The 16,958-nt window shown below is 68.2% G+C and carries 9 protein-coding genes; 5 read left to right on the forward strand and 4 right to left on the reverse strand.

From position 1 onward, the window contains the following. Positions 1-30: 30 nt before the first annotated feature. Complete coding sequence (locus tag PQ455_RS01800; protein WP_273688681.1) at positions 31-2,430, reverse strand: TonB-dependent receptor; 2,400 nt, start codon at positions 2,428-2,430, stop codon at positions 31-33. 336 nt (positions 2,431-2,766) lie between these two features. Between PQ455_RS01800 and gudD the strand changes: the two genes are divergently transcribed. Continuing rightward, positions 2,767-4,125 (forward strand): glucarate dehydratase, encoded by a 1,359-nt coding sequence (gene gudD, locus PQ455_RS01805; RefSeq protein WP_273688683.1) that lies wholly within the window; start codon positions 2,767-2,769, stop codon positions 4,123-4,125. Positions 4,126-4,319: 194 nt separating this feature from the next. Here gudD and PQ455_RS01810 read toward each other — a convergent pair whose 3' ends face one another. Next, the gene (locus PQ455_RS01810) at positions 4,320-5,639 is read right to left on the reverse strand and encodes a DEAD/DEAH box helicase (protein WP_273688685.1); all 1,320 of its coding nucleotides are present in this window, start codon (positions 5,637-5,639) and stop codon (positions 4,320-4,322) included. 415 nt (positions 5,640-6,054) lie between these two features. Here PQ455_RS01810 and PQ455_RS01815 point away from each other — a divergent pair, with 415 nt between their 5' ends. After that, positions 6,055-7,350 (forward strand): M20/M25/M40 family metallo-hydrolase, encoded by a 1,296-nt coding sequence (locus tag PQ455_RS01815; protein WP_273688687.1) that lies wholly within the window; start codon positions 6,055-6,057, stop codon positions 7,348-7,350. Positions 7,351-7,366: 16 nt separating this feature from the next. On the opposite strand, the gene mfd is transcribed toward PQ455_RS01815, so the two are convergent. Together mfd and PQ455_RS01825 are read right to left on the reverse strand one after the other, a co-directional pair. Next, positions 7,367-10,834 (reverse strand): transcription-repair coupling factor, encoded by a 3,468-nt coding sequence (mfd, locus tag PQ455_RS01820; protein ID WP_273688688.1) that lies wholly within the window; start codon positions 10,832-10,834, stop codon positions 7,367-7,369. A 104-nt stretch (positions 10,835-10,938) separates the two neighbouring features. Beyond that, a complete protein-coding gene (locus PQ455_RS01825) occupies positions 10,939-11,205 on the reverse strand; it encodes an FAD assembly factor SdhE (RefSeq protein WP_273688689.1) in 267 nt (88 codons plus the stop codon). 233 nt (positions 11,206-11,438) lie between these two features. Here PQ455_RS01825 and recG point away from each other — a divergent pair, with 233 nt between their 5' ends. The 3 genes from recG to mdoH are packed head-to-tail and all read left to right on the forward strand — an operon-like array spanning position 11,439 to position 16,941. Then, complete coding sequence (recG, locus tag PQ455_RS01830) at positions 11,439-13,499, forward strand: ATP-dependent DNA helicase RecG (protein WP_273688690.1); 2,061 nt, start codon at positions 11,439-11,441, stop codon at positions 13,497-13,499. Between the two features lie 14 nt (positions 13,500-13,513). Further along, positions 13,514-15,013, forward strand: coding sequence for an OpgD/OpgG family glucan biosynthesis protein (locus tag PQ455_RS01835; protein ID WP_273688691.1), 1,500 nt, complete (start codon positions 13,514-13,516; stop codon positions 15,011-15,013). Next, positions 15,010-16,941 carry a glucans biosynthesis glucosyltransferase MdoH gene (mdoH, locus tag PQ455_RS01840; RefSeq protein ID WP_273688693.1) on the forward strand — a complete coding sequence of 644 codons (1,932 nt, stop codon included), beginning with the start codon at positions 15,010-15,012 and terminating at the stop codon, positions 16,939-16,941. The genes PQ455_RS01835 and mdoH overlap by 4 nt, the downstream gene beginning before the upstream one ends. The last annotated feature ends 17 nt before the right edge of the window (positions 16,942-16,958 follow it).

Here is a 16,958-nt window from a genome sequence, read left to right on the forward strand (position 1 = left end):
TCCCTTGCGGCGGCCGGGCGCGGCCGCGCCTCAATAGCGCAGCGTCGCCCGCACCCAGAGTTCGCGGCCGCGATCCATGTAGCAGCCGACCTCGTCGATGCCGGCCGCGCCCCGCACCGTCGAACCGGTGATGATGCCGCCAGTCTGCCCGCCCTGTCGGTTGGAATTGGCGCAATTGCCGCTGGTCAGCTCGTTGTTGATATTCTTGCCGATCAGCGCGAATTCCCAGCGGTCGCGATGCTTCAGGGTCAGCGTGGCATCCGCCTTGATGTAGGATTTCTGGTAATAGATGTACGCCAGATCGACGAGCGAACGGCTCTGATACTGGTTGTTGCTGGCGAACAGCAGGGTCCAGTCCGCGCCGATCGGCCGCTCGTAGCTGAAGCCGAAATTGGCCGACCAGCGCGGCGCGCGCAGCAGCGGGATGCCCGAGCGATCCTGCGCGGTGAAGCCGCCGAGCCCGGCATTGGCGGTCGGGCTGAACAGCAGGTTGCACCCTTCCACCGCGAGCTGGCCGCCATAGCAGGGCACGTTCAGCAGGCTGGTATATTTGCTGTTGTTCCAGTTGAGCGCGGCGTTCAGATCGAGCCCCTGGATGCCCTCCGGCCGGAAGGTCATCTCCGCCTCGAGCCCGTAATTGCGCGCCTTGCCGGCGTTGAGCGTACGGGTGACGGTGACGCCGGCGGTCGACTGCACGTTGGCGCCCACCTGAAGCCCGGTATATTTATAGTAATAGCCGGCCAGGTTGAACATCAGCCGGCGGTTGGCCAGCCGGCTCTTCAGGCCGATCTCGCCACCCTCCACCTTCTCGTCGCCGAACGAATTGTTCTCGCCGGTGAAGGGCGGGGTCGAGACGTTGAACGATCCCGATTTGTAGCCGCGCTTGGCCGAGGCGAAGAGCGTCAGGTCGCTGCTCGGGCGGTAGGTGAGGCTGATTTCGGGCGCGACATTGTCCGCCTTGATCTTGGGTACCGCGAGCGCGACGAACACCGGCGTGCCGCTGATCGTGTTGAACGGATTGATGTTGCGCCGCTCGCTCGTCCAGCGTGCGCCGGCCGCCAGCTCCAGTTCGGGCACGATCTTGTAGAGCACCTGCCCGAAAAGGGACTCCGCCTCGACATGGACGGTCTTGATGCCCTTCTGGATCGTCGCCGGCGCGCCCAGGCGGGTGTTGCCGCCGATTATCACGTCGTCATAGAAGCGGGTCCGCTCCAGATAGCCGCCCAGCGTGAAGTTCAGCGGCGAGGAGAAGTCGCTGGCGAGCCGCACCTCCTCGGTGAACTGGCGGCGCTGGAAGCGGTTCGTGGCCGAAATCAGGCCCGCGCCGGCGCTCGTCGCGGCGGCATTCACCATGTTGCGCGAATTGGCGAGATAATAAGCCGTCGCCGAGGTCAACGTCAGCTGCGGCGTGAAATGATAGTTGAGTTCGGCCGTCCCGAACGTCTGCTTGGTGGTGTTGTAGGGTACGCCATTGTGAACGATGCCCGGGAAGGCCGCCGGATCGAGATCGACCAGCGGCGCGTTGCGATCGAGGCGACAATCTGAATCGATGAACTGCCGGCCGTTGAACGGGCCCGTGCCATCGGGGCAGAGCACGTTCTGCACGATCGCGACATGATCGAAATCGTCGGACACGCGATTGAGCTTGAGCCGCGCGTCGAACTTTTCGGACGGATCCCACAGGATCGTAGCGCGCAGTTTGTAATCGGTGCCCGATCCGTGCCGCTTGGCCGGCGTCACCGATCCCAGCGCCGCGATGCCCTGCGCCCGGTTGTAATAAAAGCCGTCCTGCTTGCCGACCGTGCCGGCCAAACGAACCTTGAACGTCTCGCTCAGCGGACCGGAGACGATGGCCTCGATGCGGCGCTCCCGCGCTTCGAATTCATAGCCGGCACGACCGATCAGTTCGAAACGGTCGGTCGGGTCGGCGGTGCGCAGCGAGATCACGCCGCCGGGGCTGCTCTTGCCGTAGAACAGCGATTGCGGCCCCTTCAGCACCTCGATCTGGCCCACGTCGAACATGCCGCTGGCGAAGGCGAGGCCCTGGCTGAGCGCCATGCCGTCGATATTGAGCGACACCGACTGATCGACGCCCGGATCCAGCGCCGAGGTGCCCACGCCGCGCAGCGACGCCTGCACGCCGACCGACAGCAAAGATCCGCCCAGCGACAGGCCCGGCACCACCGTGGCGAGGCTCTTCATGTCCTGGATCTGGAGGTTCTGGAGCTTTTCGCCGCCGATCGCCGTCGCGACCACGGGCACGTCCATCAGCGTTTCCTGCCGCTTGCGGGCGGTAACGAGGATTTCGCCGCTGTCCGGTTCGGCCGGCGAGGCCGTCACCGGTGCGGTGGTCTGCGCCGGAAGCGGCGCCGCGCCGATCAGCCCGATCACCCCTGCCGCCGAAGCAAGCGAAAGACCCCTTCCACGCATATTCAATCCTCCCCGTCATCTCTTTCTTATAAGAATGCATTATGCGGAACGATCGGCAGAGGCGTCAAGGATCGGGATCGACAGGCCGTGGGCATCGCCGTGACGATGAACATTTGTTACCAATAGGTTACGGGATAGACTGTGGAGGTGCCCAGGTACCTGCCACGCAAAACAATGCATGATGTCATATGCGCATCGCATGACCCACATTTCGCATCGGTGGGATAGTTGATGAGATCAACCATGTGACTAAAGCTCGGTCGCAGCGCGGCTCGCCCGCCACGACGACGCCTATGGCGCCGCCGATCCTCTCCGTCCCGAGCCCGGAAGGCCGCCATGCCCGATCAGCCCCCCGCCGCCGCTCCGTTCACCGGCGCGCCCGTCGTCACCGCCATGCGCGTCGTGCCGGTCGCCGGCCGCGACAGCATGTTGCTCAACCTCTCGGGCGCGCACGGGCCGTTCTTCACCCGCAACATCGTCATCCTCACCGACAGTGACGGTCACACCGGCGTAGGCGAGGTGCCGGGGGGCGAGGCGATCCGGCAGACGCTGGAGGATGCGCGCGAGCTGGTGATCGGCCAGGGGATCGGGCGGTATCATCAGGTGCTGAACGCGATGCGCACCGCTTTCGCCGATCGCGATGCCGGCGGGCGCGGACTCCAGACCTTCGATCTGCGCACCACCATCCACGCCGTCACCGCCGTGGAGGCGGCGATGCTCGACCTGCTCGGCCAGCATCTCGGTGTGCCCGTCGCGGCGTTGCTCGGCGAGGGGCAGCAGCGCGATGCGGTCGAGATGCTGGGCTATCTCTTCTTCATCGGCGACCGGACCAGGACCGACCTGCGCTATGCCGACGGCACCGACGCGACGGACGACTGGACCCACCTGCGCCACCAGACCGCGATGACGCCCGATGCCGTCCGCCGCCTCGCCGAAGCCGCCTACGACCGCTACGGCTTCCGCGATTTCAAGCTGAAGGGCGGCGTGCTGGCGGGCGAGGCCGAGATCGAGGCCGTCACCGCCATCGCCCACCGCTTCCCCGAGGCGCGGGTCACGCTCGACCCCAACGGCGCGTGGAGCCTGGAGGAAGCGATCCGGCTCTGCGCCGGCAAGGGCGACGTCCTCGCTTATGCCGAGGATCCGTGCGGCGCCGAAAACGGCTTTTCCGGCCGCGAGGTGATGGCCGAATTCCGCCGCGCCACCGGCCTGCCCACCGCCACCAACATGATCGCGACCGACTGGCGGCAGATGGGCCATGCGATCCAGCTCCAGTCGGTCGATATCCCGCTCGCCGACCCGCATTTCTGGACGATGCAAGGCGCGGTGCGCGTGGCGCAGATGTGCCGCGACTGGGGGCTCACCTGGGGCTCCCATTCCAACAACCATTTCGACATTTCGCTGGCGATGTTCACCCATGCGGCGGCGGCGGCCCCCGGCAAGGTCACCGCGATCGACACCCACTGGATCTGGCAGGACGGCCAGCGGCTGACGAAGGAGCCGCTCACCATCGCCGGCGGCCTCGTCGCCGTGCCCGAACGGCCCGGCCTCGGTATCGAGATCGACATGGACGCGATCGAGCAGGGCAACGCTCTTTACCGCAGCCACGGCCTCGGCGCGCGCGACGACGCCGCCGCCATGCAATATCTCATCCCCGGCTGGACGTTCGACAACAAGCGCCCCTGCCTGGTGCGCTGAGCCGCCTGGGCGTCAGCACCGCCCCGCACAATCAACCACCCGTTCGTCCTGAGCGAAGTCGAAGGACGTGCCCCAAGCGCGTGGCTCTCCACGTCCTTCGACTTCGCTCAGGACGAACGGGGCAGTAGAAACAGAAAAGGGCGCCGTCCCTGCGGACGACGCCCCTTCCTCTGTACCGATCTGATGCCGCAGGCTTAGCGCCCGCCGACCCGCGTCACCGCCCCCCGATGGGCGCCGACGGGGCCCTTCTTCGGGCCGTAGCGGCGCTTGGGGGCACCGTTGCTCGGCGCGCCGTTGCGCTGGTCCGAACGGCCGTCGTGGCGACGCGGCTGATCGGGCGTGCGCGGGATGACGAGCTTCGGCGTCGATTCGACGACCGAGCGGAAATTCTCCGGCAGCGGCGAGATGGCGATGCGCACGCGCGTCAGCTTCTCGATGCCCTTCAGGAACGGCCGCTCGTCATCCGCCACGAAGGCGATGGCGATGCCGGTCGCGCCCGCCCGGCCGGTGCGGCCGATGCGGTGGACATATTGCTCCGGCACGTTGGGCAGCTCGAAGTTGAAGACGTGGCTCACGCCCGACACGTCGATGCCGCGCGCGGCGATATCGGTCGCGACGAGGATCGGCGTCTCGCCCGAGCGGAACGCCGCCAGCGCGCGCTCGCGCTGCGGCTGGCTCTTGTTGCCGTGGATCGCGTTCGCGTCGATGCCGGCGGCGGCAAGATGCTTCACCACGCGATCGGCGCCATGCTTGGTGCGGGTGAAGACCAGCGCGCGGTCGATCTTCTCATTCTTGATGTGCAGGTTGAGCAGCGCCTGCTTCTCGGCCTGATTGACGTAGAAGGCGACCTGATCGACCCGCTCGGCGGTGGTCGACGGCGGCGCGACCGACACCTTGACCGGATCGGTCAGGAAGCGGTCGCCCAGCTCGGCGATCGTCTTGGGCATGGTGGCCGAGAAGAACAGCGACTGGCGCTTCTTCGGCAGCAGCTGATCGACGCGCTTCAGCGCGTGGATGAAGCCCAGGTCGAGCATCTGATCGGCCTCGTCGAGGACGAAGATCTCGACACCGCGCAGGTGCAGCGCGCGCTGGTCGATCAGGTCGAGCAGGCGGCCCGGCGTGGCGACGAGCACGTCGACACCGGCCTGGAGCTGGCGAATCTGGCGGTTGATCGGCACGCCGCCGAACACGGTGAGCACGCTCAGGCGCAGATGCTTGCCGTAGGCGACGAAGCTCTCGGCGATCTGGCTGGCCAGCTCGCGGGTCGGCGCCAGCACGAGCATCCGGCAGCCCTGCTGCGGACGGGTCTTGTTGCTGTTGGCGAGGTGCTGGAGCGAGGGCAGCGCGAAGGCCGCCGTCTTGCCGGTGCCGGTCTGCGCGATGCCGCACAGATCGCGGCCGTCCAGCAGCGGCTGGATCGACTGGGCCTGGATCGGGGTGGGCGTGGTATAGCCCTTGGCGGCGAGCGCGCGCTGAAGGGGCTCGATCAGGCCGAAATCGGAAAATTGGGTCATATGTGCTTTCAATATGCACGGGCGCGCCGATCATCATCTGATCCGACGCTGCACGAGCGGGTTCAAATGACGACCCGCGTGAAAGGGAAGCCTTAGGGCTGATAGCGTCTCAAGAGGAACACGGCCGCCTTCATCGGGCGGGATCACGCTTGCTCCTTCACCCCGGCATGGCCAGGGGGCGCTGAGGCCCATATGGACGTTCTGGTTCCGAAATGCAACGGGTGTTGTGGGCCAACGTAACCGGCCTTCCACGACACATTCCGTTCGTGCCGAGCGAAGTCGAGGTACGGGGCCCGAGCGCAGGTGTCTCGACTTCGCTCGACACGAACGGTTCGGGATAAGCGCAAGTTCGCCAAGGGCGGTTGACGGACCGCATCCCCCTTCGCCACGGTCGCGCCAACAGGGAGACATATCGATGCGTCCGTTGCTTGGCCTGCTGCTCGCCACCCTCTCGATGCCGGCGCTGGCCGCCCTCTCGCCCGCCGAGACAAAGATCGCCAAAGCGGTGGACGCCGATGCCGACACGGCGATCACGCTGCTGGAGCAGCTGGTCAACGTCAATTCGGGCAGCCTCAACCTCAAGGGTGTGACGCAGGTCGGCACGATGATGCGCGGCCAGCTCGAGCCGCTGGGCTTCACCGTGACCTGGGTGCCGATGGCCGAGACCGGCCGCGCCGGCCACATTGTCGCGCGGCACAAGGGGCGCGGCCGCAAGATGCTGCTGATCGGGCATCTCGATACCGTGTTCGAGCCGGACAGCGCCTTCCAGAAATTCGTCCGCACCGGCGACATTGCGGTCGGCCCCGGCGTCAACGACGACAAGGGCGGCATGGTCGTGATGGTCACCGCGCTGAAGGCGATGCAGGCCGCCGGCACGCTGAAGGGCGCCGACATCACCATCGTGCTGACCGGCGACGAGGAGCGCACCGGCGCGCCGCTCGACAAGGCCCGCGCCGATCTGGTCGCGGCGGGCAAGTGGGCGGACGTGGCGCTCGATTTCGAGGGGCTGGCGCGCGAGGATGGCAAGGACATGGGCTCGATCGCCCGCCGCTCCTCCACATCGTGGGTGCTGACCACCACCGGCCGCGCGGCCCATTCGTCGGGCGTGGGCGAATCCGCCGGCTATGGCGCGAATTACGAACTCATCCGCATCCTCGACAGCTTCCGCCGCGAACTGCCCGAGACCGATCTCACCTACAATGTCGGCGTGATGGCCGGCGGCAGCGTGCAGAGCCATGACGCGGGCGGCGTCGCGCTGACGGCGAGCGGAAAGACCAACGTCATCGCCTCGGCCGCCGAAGCGCGCGGCGACCTGCGCGCGATCAGCGTGGAGCAGCAGGCGCGGGTGAAGGCGAAGATGGAAGCCATCGTCGCCCAGCATCTGAAGGGCACCGGCGCGAAGCTCGAATTCAACCCCGACGGCTATCCCGCCATGGCGCCGACCGACGGCAACCGCGCGCTGCTGGCGAAGCTCAACGGCATCAACGCCGATCTGGGGTTGCCCGAAATGGCGCCGCTCGCCCCGGTGAAGCGCGGCGCGGGCGACATCGGCTTCGTCGCGGAGGATACCGACGGCCTCGTCGGCCTCGGCACCGCCGGCAAGGGCGACCATGCCGAGGGCGAGAGCGTCGATCTCAAGAGCCTGCCGGTACAGGCCAAGCGCGCCGCGATCCTGATGACGCGGCTGTCGCTGGAGAAGGGGAGGAAATAGGTCGGCCTCAGGCCGATCACGCCAATATCTTCGCCAGCCCGCGCGACAATTGCAGCGCGCCGTTGAGCCGGCCGACCGGGTCGGGCCAGGCGCGCGTCACCACCAGCTTGCTGTCCGGCCGCAGCTTGGCGGTGCCCTTCAGGCGATCGACATAGGCCAGCAGCCCCGGCAGATCGGGGAAACTGTCCTCGTGGAAGGTCACCAGCGCGCCGCGCGGGCCGACGTCCAGCTTGGCGATGCAGGCCTTCTTGCAGTTCAGCTTGGCCTCGATCACCGTCAGCAGATTCTGCGTCGCCTGCGGCAGCGGGCCGAAGCGGTCGATCAGTTCGGCGGCGAAGCCCTCGATCTCGCGCTTGTCGGCCAGTTCGTTGAGGCGGCGGTAGAGGCCCATGCGCAGATCGAGATCGGGGACATATTCGTCGTCGATCAGGATCGGCGCATCGACGGTGATCTGGGGGCTGAAGCCCTCGCGCGGCGGCGCCTTGCCGAGCCCGCCGGCCTTGGCCTCGACGATCGCCTCTTCCAGCATCGACTGGTACAGTTCGAAGCCGACCTCCTTGATATGGCCCGACTGCTCGTCGCCGAGCAGATTGCCGGCGCCGCGAATGTCGAGATCGTGGCTGGCCAGCTGGAAACCCGCCCCCAGCGTGTCGAGATTCTGGAGGATGTGGAGCCGCTTTTCCGCCGTATCGGTGATGCGGGGGCCGCTGGTGGTGAGGTAGGCGTAGGCGCGCGTCTTGGCGCGGCCGACCCGCCCGCGCAGCTGGTAAAGCTGGGCGAGGCCGAAGCGATCGGCATGGTGGACGATCAGGGTGTTGGCGCTCGGGATATCGAGCCCGCTCTCGACGATGGTGGTGGAGACCAGCACGTCGAACTTCTTGTCGTAGAAGGCCGACATCCGCTCCTCGACCTCGGTCGGCGCCATCTGGCCGTGGGCGATGACGTAGCGGACCTCGGGCACTTCCTTGCGGAGAAACTCCTCGATGTCGGGCAGATCCTTGATGCGCGGCGTCACGAAGAAGCTCTGCCCGCCGCGATAATGTTCACGCAGCAGCGCTTCGCGCATCACCACCGGATCCCACGGCGCCACGTACGTCCGCACGGCGAGGCGATCGACCGGCGGGGTCTGGATCACCGAAAGCTCGCGCAGGCCCGACATCGCCATCTGCAAGGTGCGCGGGATCGGCGTCGCCGTCAGCGTCAGCATGTGCACGTCGGTCTTGAGCGCCTTCAGCCGCTCCTTGTGGGTCACCCCGAACCGCTGCTCTTCATCAACGATGACGAGACCGAGGCGCTTGAAATCGATCCCCTTGGCGAGAATCGCGTGGGTGCCGACGACGATGTCGATTGTGCCGTCGCTCAGCCCCTCCTTGGTGCGCTTCGCCTCGGCGGCGGGGACGAGGCGCGAAAGACGGCCGATGTTGATCGGGAAGCCCCGGAAACGCTCCTCGAAATTGGTGAAATGCTGGCGGGCGAGCAAGGTGGTGGGGCAGACCACCGCGACCTGCATCCCCGCCATCGCCGCCACGAACGCCGCGCGGAGCGCCACCTCGGTCTTGCCGAAGCCCACGTCGCCGCACACCAGCCGGTCCATCGGCCGGCCGGCGCCGAGATCCTCGACCACGTCGGCGATGGCGCGATCCTGGTCGTCGGTCTCCTGATAGGGGAAGCGGGCGACGAATTCGTTGAAACTGCCCTCGGGCTCGGCCACTTCGGCGGGCTTGAGCGCGCGTTCGGCGGCGGTGGCGATCAGCTCACCCGCGATCTCGCGGATGCGCTCCTTCATGCGGCTCTTGCGCGCCTGCCAGGCGACCCCGCCCAATTTGTCGAGCGCCGCGCCCTCTTCCGATCCGTAGCGCGACAGGACGTCGATATTCTCGACCGGCACGTAGAGCTTGTCGCCGCCGGCGTAGCTCAGCTGCACGCAATCGTGGGGGCTGGTGCCGACCGGGATCCGGGTCAGCCCGTCGTAGCGGCCGATGCCGTGATCGGTGTGGACCACCAGATCGCCCGGCGAGAGCGTCGCCAGTTCGGCCAGGAACGCGTCGGCCGACTTGCGGCGCCTGGCGCGGCGCACCAGCCGGTCGCCCAGCATGTCCTGTTCGGTGAGGACGGCCACGTCGGGCGCGGTGAAGCCATGGTCGAGTGCCACCACCGCCAGCGCGGTCGTGCCCGGCTTGAAGGCGGCGCCGAGCGCATCCTGCCAGCTTTCCGCCAGCATCGCGCCATCGAGCCCATGATCGACCAGCAGCCCCTTGAACCGCTCGCGCGCGCCGGTGGAGTAAGAGGCGAGAACGACCTTCTTGCCCGCTTTAGCCAAGCCCCGGACATGATCGACCACCGCTTCGTAGATGTTGGCGTTCTGCGTCCGCTCGGGCGTGAAATCGCGCGGGGCATCGACGCCGAGGTCGAGCGTGTCGCCGCTTTCGGGCGCGTGGAAGGGCGTGGTCGCGTGGAGCGGCCGGTCGGCGACGATGCCCTGCCATTCGGCATCGTCGAGATAGAGATCCTTCGGCCCCAGCGGGCGATAGCTGCCGGGCTCGGCCTTCTGCGCGCGGACGCGGTTGGCGTGATAATCGGCGATCGCCTCGAACCGCGCCTCGGTGGCGCCGGCCACGCCCGTATCGCGCACGATCACGTCGCTGTCACCGAGATGGTCGAACAAGGTCGCCAGCCGCTCTTCCAGCAGCGGCAGCCAGTGATCGACCCCGGCGAGGCGCCGCCCCTCCGACACCGCCTGATACAGCGGATCGCCGGTGGCCGAGGCGCCGAACTTCTCGCGGTAGCGCCCCCGGAACCGCTTGATCGTCTCCTCGTCGAGCAGCGCCTCGGACGCGGGCAGCAGGGTGAAGCCCTCGGACCGGCCGACGGTGCGCTGGTCCTGCGGATCGAACTGGCGGACGCTCTCGATCTCGTCACCGAAGAAATCGAGGCGCAGCGCCAGGCTTTCACCCGCCGGGAACAGATCGACGAGGCCGCCGCGCACGGCATATTCGCCGGGGTCGGTCACCGTATCGTTGCGGACATAGCCGTTGGCCTGGAGCAGCTCGGCCAGCGCGTCGCGATCGATCCGCTCGCCCGGCGCGAGCGTCGCGGCGAGCTGGCGGATGCGGAAAGGGGTCAGCGTCCGCTGGGTCGCGGCGTTGGCGGTGGTGACGAGCAGCTGCGGGCCGCTCCGCTTGCGTTGCAGCGCGTGCAGCGCCGCCAACCGCTCGGAGGTGGAGCGCAGCGAGGGCGAGGCGCGATCGTAGGGCAGGCAATCCCACGACGGCAGCTGGATCACCTCCAGCTCGGGCGCGAACCACGTCACCGCATCGGCGAGGCCGCGCATCGCCTGCTCGTCGGGCGCGATGAAAACGGCGCGCCCGCCCTTCGGCGCCGCCGCGCGCGCCAGATCGGCCATCAGCCACGGCAGGAAGCCGTGCGGCGCGCCGGACAGGGTGAGCGGCCGGTCGGCCTTCAGGATGCGGGATAGATCGGTCACGGGAGGTTACCTGCGATGTGCTCCTGCGAAAGCAGGAGCCCAGGGTTATTGAAACGCACCGCTTGGGGCCCTGGGCTCCTGCCTTCGCAGGAGCACGGGAGGGCTCATCGCGGGATGGTGATGTAATCCAGCCGCCGCAGCCGCTCCATCATCGGGCCGACCCAACGCTCGGGCACGACCTGCGTGCCGATCGCCCAGGCCATGATGTCCACGTCCTGCTCCTCCAGGAAGGTCTCGTACCAGACGATATCCTCGTCGCTCCATTCGGCGGAGTAGGTGTCGAAGAAGCCGCCGCACATATAATCGGCCTCCTTGGTGCCGCGATGCCAGGCGCGGAAGGACAGGCGGCGGAGGCGGGCGGTGCGGTCCATGATGCTCCAACGGCGAACGCCGGCCGGGCATTTCGCCCGCCGGTGATGAGGTGTCGGCGAGGGATTTAGGCGATGGCGGGGGAAACGGGAAGGGGCGCCGAACCACCGTACCCGTCATTGCGAGCGCAGCGAAGCAATCCAGGTCGGCGCTGGATTGATTCGCTGCGCTCGCAATGACGAAATGGCGACCAATCCGCGTGACCAACCCTCATCCGCCACGCTAAGGCACCGCCATGCGCCCCGAAATCCTCAACCCGCTCTTCGCCGAGATCGAGGCGCTGAAGGGGATCGGGCCGGGGCTGGCCAAGCCGCTCAAGCGGCTCGGCCTCGCCCGCGTGATCGATGCCTTGTTCCATCTGCCGTCGGGCTTCGTCGATCGCATCGCCGTGTCCGAACTCGACCAGCGCGATGTCGGGCGGATCGTCCTCGCGACCGTCACGCCCACCGAATATCGCATGAGCGGATCGGCCCGCGCGCCGGCCCGCGTCGTCTGCAAGGATTCGCACGGCAATCTGGTGGCGCTGGTGTTCTTCGGCGGCGGCTCCGGCTGGGCGAAGAAGCAGCTGCCGCTGGGCGAGCCCAAGGCGATCTCCGGCAAGCTGGAGCAGTACGACCAGTGGCTCCAGATCGTCCACCCGGAGGTGATGACGATCGAGGAGGCGGGTGCGCTGCCCCGGCGCGAGGCGGTCTATCCGCTGTCCGAGGGGCTATCCAACAAGCGGATGGGCGGCATCGTCGCGCAGGCGATGGAGCGCGCGCCGGTGCTGGACGAATGGATCGAGCCGTCGCTCCTTTCGACCCGCCAATGGCCGGGCTGGCACGACGCGCTGGCCCGCATCCATGCCGACCCGGAGGATGGCGCGGCGCGGGCGCGGCTGGCCTATGACGAATTGTTCGCCAACCAGCTGGCCCTAACCCTCGTTCGCGCCTCGGCACGCAGGCGGCGCGGGGTGGCGCTCACCGGCGACGGGCGGCTGCGCGACGCGCTGAAGCTGCCCTATGCTCCCACCGGCGCGCAGGCACGCTCGATCGCGGAGATCGAGGGCGATCTGGCGCAGACCCAGCCGATGGTGCGGCTGCTGCAAGGCGATGTCGGCGCCGGCAAGACCCTGGTGGCGGCGATGGCGATGCTGGTCGCGGTCGAGGCCGGCGCGCAGGCGGCGATGCTGGCGCCCACCGAAATCCTCGCCCGCCAGCATTACGAGACGCTGAGCCGCACGCTTGCCGGCCTGCCCGTGACGGTCGCGATCCTCACCGGGCGCGACAAGGGCCGGGCGCGCGAATCGACCCTGATGGGGCTGGCGGACGGATCGATCGACATCCTCGTCGGCACCCACGCCATCTTTCAGGAGGGGGTGGCCTATCGCAACCTCGGGCTGGCGGTGGTGGACGAGCAGCATCGCTTCGGCGTCGCCCAGCGGCTGATGCTGACGAGCAAGGCGGCCCATGTTCCCCACCTGCTGGCGATGACCGCGACACCCATCCCGCGCACGCTCACTCTGTCGCATTATGGCGAGATGGACGTCAGCCGGCTCGACGAAATGCCCCCCGGCCGCCAGCCGATCGAGACGCGCGTGCTCTCCGCCGAGCGGCTCGACGAGGTGGTGGACGGCCTCGCCCGCCATGTCGCCGCCGGCGGACAGGCCTATTGGGTGTGCCCGCTCGTCGAGGAGAGCGAGGTCTCCGATCAGGCCGCCGCCGAGGCGCGCGCCGTGATGCTCCGCCAGCGGTTCGGCGACAAGGTCGGCCTCGTCCACGGGCGGATGAAGGGGCCGGACAAGGATGCGGTAATGGCCGATTTCCAGGCGGCGCGCACATCCATCCTCGTCGCGACGACGGTGATCGAGGTGGGGGTGGACGTGCCCAACGCCACGCTCATCATCATCGAGGGGGCCGATCGCTTCGGCCTCGCCCAACTCCACCAGTTGCGCGGCCGGGTCGGGCGCGGCAGCGGGCGATCGGTCTGCCTGCTGCTGCGCGGCAACATGCTGAGCGAGACGGCGCGGGCGCGCCTCGCTTTGCTGCGCGAGAGCAACGACGGCTTCCGCATCGCCGAGGAGGATCTGAAACTGCGCGGCGCGGGCGACATGCTCGGCACCCGCCAGTCGGGCGAGGCGGCGTTCAGGCTGGCGACACCCGAATTTACGCAGGAACTGATCGAGGCGGCGACCGCTGATGCCCGGCTGCTCGTCGATCGCGACGGGGGGCTGGCGTCGGCGCGCGGCTGTGCGGCGCGGGTGGCGCTGTATCTGTTCGAGCGTGACGCGGGCGTGGCGCTGCTGCGCTCGGGATGAGGACGGGAGGCACGATGGACGGGCGGATCGGACGACGCGAGCTTCTGGGTGCGGCCGCCTTGCTCGGCATCTCGCCCGCCTTGGCGAAGATCGCGCCGAAAGGCTTCACCGGCGCAGAGATCGAGGCGCAGGCGAAAGCGCTGGCCGCCAGGCCCTTCGTCCCCTCGCCCCCGCTGCCCGACAGCCTCAAGTTCAATTACGACGAATATCGGATGCTGCGCTTTCACCGGCGGGAGGCCTTGTGGCAGCCTGGGCCGATCATCGCCGAGCCGATGGCGCCCGGCGGCCTGTTCGCCGATCCGGTCGCGATCAACGCCGTGGCGGCCGGCGCGGTGAAGCCCTTCCCCTTCGACCCCACCCAATTCGATAGCCCGCCCGGCCGCACCCTGCCCGGCGAGCCCGGCATCGGCTTCTCCGGCGTGCGTTTCCTAGCGCCGATCAACCGCCCCGACGTGAAGGACGAATTCGCCGTCTTTCAGGGCGCCAGCTACTTCCGGGCGGTGGCGCGCGGCACGCTTTACGGCCTGTCGGCGCGCGCCATCGCCATCGGCACGGGTGGGCCCAAGGAGGAATTCCCCATCTTCCGCGCCTTCTGGCTGGAAAAGCCCGAGCGCGGCGACACGGTGCGGGTGCATGGGCTGGTCGACGGGCCGAGCCTGACCGGCGTGTGGCATTTCTCGATCCGCACCGGCGCGGCCACCGTGTTCGACGTGGAGGCGGTGATCTTCCCGCGTACCAACATCGACGCGGTCGGGCTGGCCCCGATGAGCAGCATGTTCATGTCCGGCCCGGCGAGCGCGCGCCGGTTCGACGATTTCCGCCCCGCCGTCCACGACAGCGACGGGCTGGAGCTTTGGACCGGCGAGGGCGAGCAGGTCTGGCGCCCGCTGACCAATCCGAAACAGATCGAGCTGTCCGCCTTTGCCGACACCAACCCGCGCGGCTTCGGCCTGATGCAGCGCGCCCGCGACTTTTCCGACTATCGCGATGCCGAGGCGCATTACGAGCAGCGGCCGAGCCTGTGGGTCGAGCCCGTTGGCAAGTGGGGGCCGGGTTCCGTCGAACTTTTGGAACTGCCCACCGATAATGAGACGACCGACAATATCGTGCTTTTCTGGCGGCCCGCCAAGCCTTTGGCCGCCGGCCGCGTTTACCGCACGGCCTATCGGTTGCATTGGACGACTGATAGTCCGGCACCTAAAGCCCTGTCGCGCGTTACAGACACACGCACAGGCGCGAGCTTCGCGGGTCATAGCCCGGATGGCTCCCGCGCCTTCGCGGTGGATTTTGAGGGGTCACGCATCGTGGGTGAACTGGACAGCATCACGGCGGACGCCGCGACGAGCCGGGGGACATTGCGTCCCGTGACGCTCTCGCGCCTGCCCAGCAGCGGCGACGTGCGCGCCAATCTCGCACTGACCGTGCAGGGCAGCGAGCCGGCCGACGTCCGGCTGACGCTCCGCCGCGACGGCCGCGCGCTCAGCGAGACGTTCGTGACGCGGTGGCGGGCATGAGCGCCGCCCCCGCCCGCGCGACGACCCCGGCCAGCGCGCCGGTGGCGATGCCGCCCGAAACGCCGATCGCGATGCCGGTTCAGGATCTGAACGAACTGCCGCGCGCCAAGCCGCTGCCGGTCAGCTCGCCGGTCACGATCGATCTGCGCCGCGCGATCCTGATCGGCGCGACCGCCTGCGCGACCATCTTCGCCAGCGTCTGGACGACCGGCGCCGCCGCCGAGGACGGGCTCCAGCTCTCCGAAGTGCTGCTGATCCTGCTCGTCCTGCCGTTGTTCGCCTGGATCACCTTCTCCTTCGTGCAGGCGGTGGCGGGCTTCATCTGCCTCGCCACCGGCACAGGGCATGAGATGATTCCGCTGCCCACCGGTCGCCGCCCGAAATCGCGCGCCGCGATCCTGATGCCGATCCACAACGAGGGCGCCAACGAGGTGATGTCGCGTGTCGCCGCGATGATCCGCTCGCTGGAAAAGACCGCCGGCGGCGACATGTTCGACATCTTCATCCTGTCGGACACGACCGATCAGGAAATCCGCCGTGCCGAGGCGATCGCCTGGGCGGCGCTCGCCGGCGACAGCAAGGTGCCGCTCTACTATCGCCTCCGCGAGAAGAATGTCGGCCGCAAGCCCGGCAACATCGCCGATTGGGTGCGGCGCCACGGCGGCGGCTACGAGCAGATGATCGTGCTCGACGCGGACAGCCTGATGGGCGGGCCAACGATGGTGCGGATGGTGACCGCTATGGAGGCCAATTCCGGCACCGCGCTGATCCAGACCATGCCCGTCGTCGCCGGCGCCCGCACGCTCTTCGCGCGGTGGCAACAATTTTCGGCGCGCCTCTATTCGCCGGTCTCTTCGGCCGGGCTGATGTGGTGGTCGGGCTCGGAAGCGACCTTCTGGGGCCATAACGCCATCATCCGCACCCGCGCCTTCGCCGAGGGCTGCGGCCTGCCCGACCTGTCCGGCCCGGCGCCCTTCGGCGGCGCAATCCTCAGCCACGATCTGGTCGAGGCCGCGCTGCTGCGCCGTCAGGGCTGGGCGGTACATATGGTAGAGCTGCCCGAGAGCTTCGAGGAATTCCCGCCGACGCCGATCGATCACGCCATCCGCGATCGCCGCTGGTGCCAGGGCAATATCCAGCACCTCCGCCTGCTCACCACCCCCGGCCTTCACTGGGTCAGCCGGCTGCAACTGCTGATGGGCGCCTCCAGCTATATGATCGCGCCCTTGTGGATGCTGCTGATCGTGGCCGGCGCGCTGGTGCCCAATCAGGGCGGCATCGCCTGGTTCGAGACGCCGGGCATGTCGCGCGTGCTGTTCTTCACCGTCCTGCTGCTGCTCGGGCCGAAACTGATGGGTCTGGTCTGGACCTTGATCGACAATGAGCGTCGCCGCTCCTTCGGCGGTACCGATCGCATCCTGGCGAGCGCCGTGGTCGAAATGCCGCTGGCCATCGTGATGGCGCCGGTGACGATGGTCACCCACCTCATCATGCTGTGGCAGATCGCGCGCGGCCGCGCCGCCAAGTGGAGCGCCCAGCGCCGCGACGCGCACAGGCTGGAGGCGGGCGAGGCGTTCAGCTTCTACCGCGTCCACATGGTCGTCGGCGCGCTGGTGCTGGCGACGATGATGTGGTCGGGCCATTCGCTGTGGTGGACCGCGCCGGTGGCGCTCGGCCTGATCGGCGCGCCGATCTTCGCGATGATCGCCTCGCGCCGCGACTGGGGCCTCGTCCTCGCCCGCGAGGGCCTGTTCGTCACCCCCGAGGAGCGGACGGCGCTGCGCATCGATCGCGAGGAACCCGGCTCGCGCATCCTCACCGACGCGCTCGACCGTCTAGTCGCCTGGCACCGCTCGCGCGCCTGGTCGCGCCACCTGCGCGCGGAAAACCCCTCGCGGCAGGTCACGCCGGAGATGCTGACCCGCTGAGCCTTCCCGCCGCGTTG

This window comes from Sphingomonas naphthae (genome assembly GCF_028607085.1).
Classification (GTDB): domain Bacteria; phylum Pseudomonadota; class Alphaproteobacteria; order Sphingomonadales; family Sphingomonadaceae; genus Sphingomonas_Q; species Sphingomonas_Q naphthae.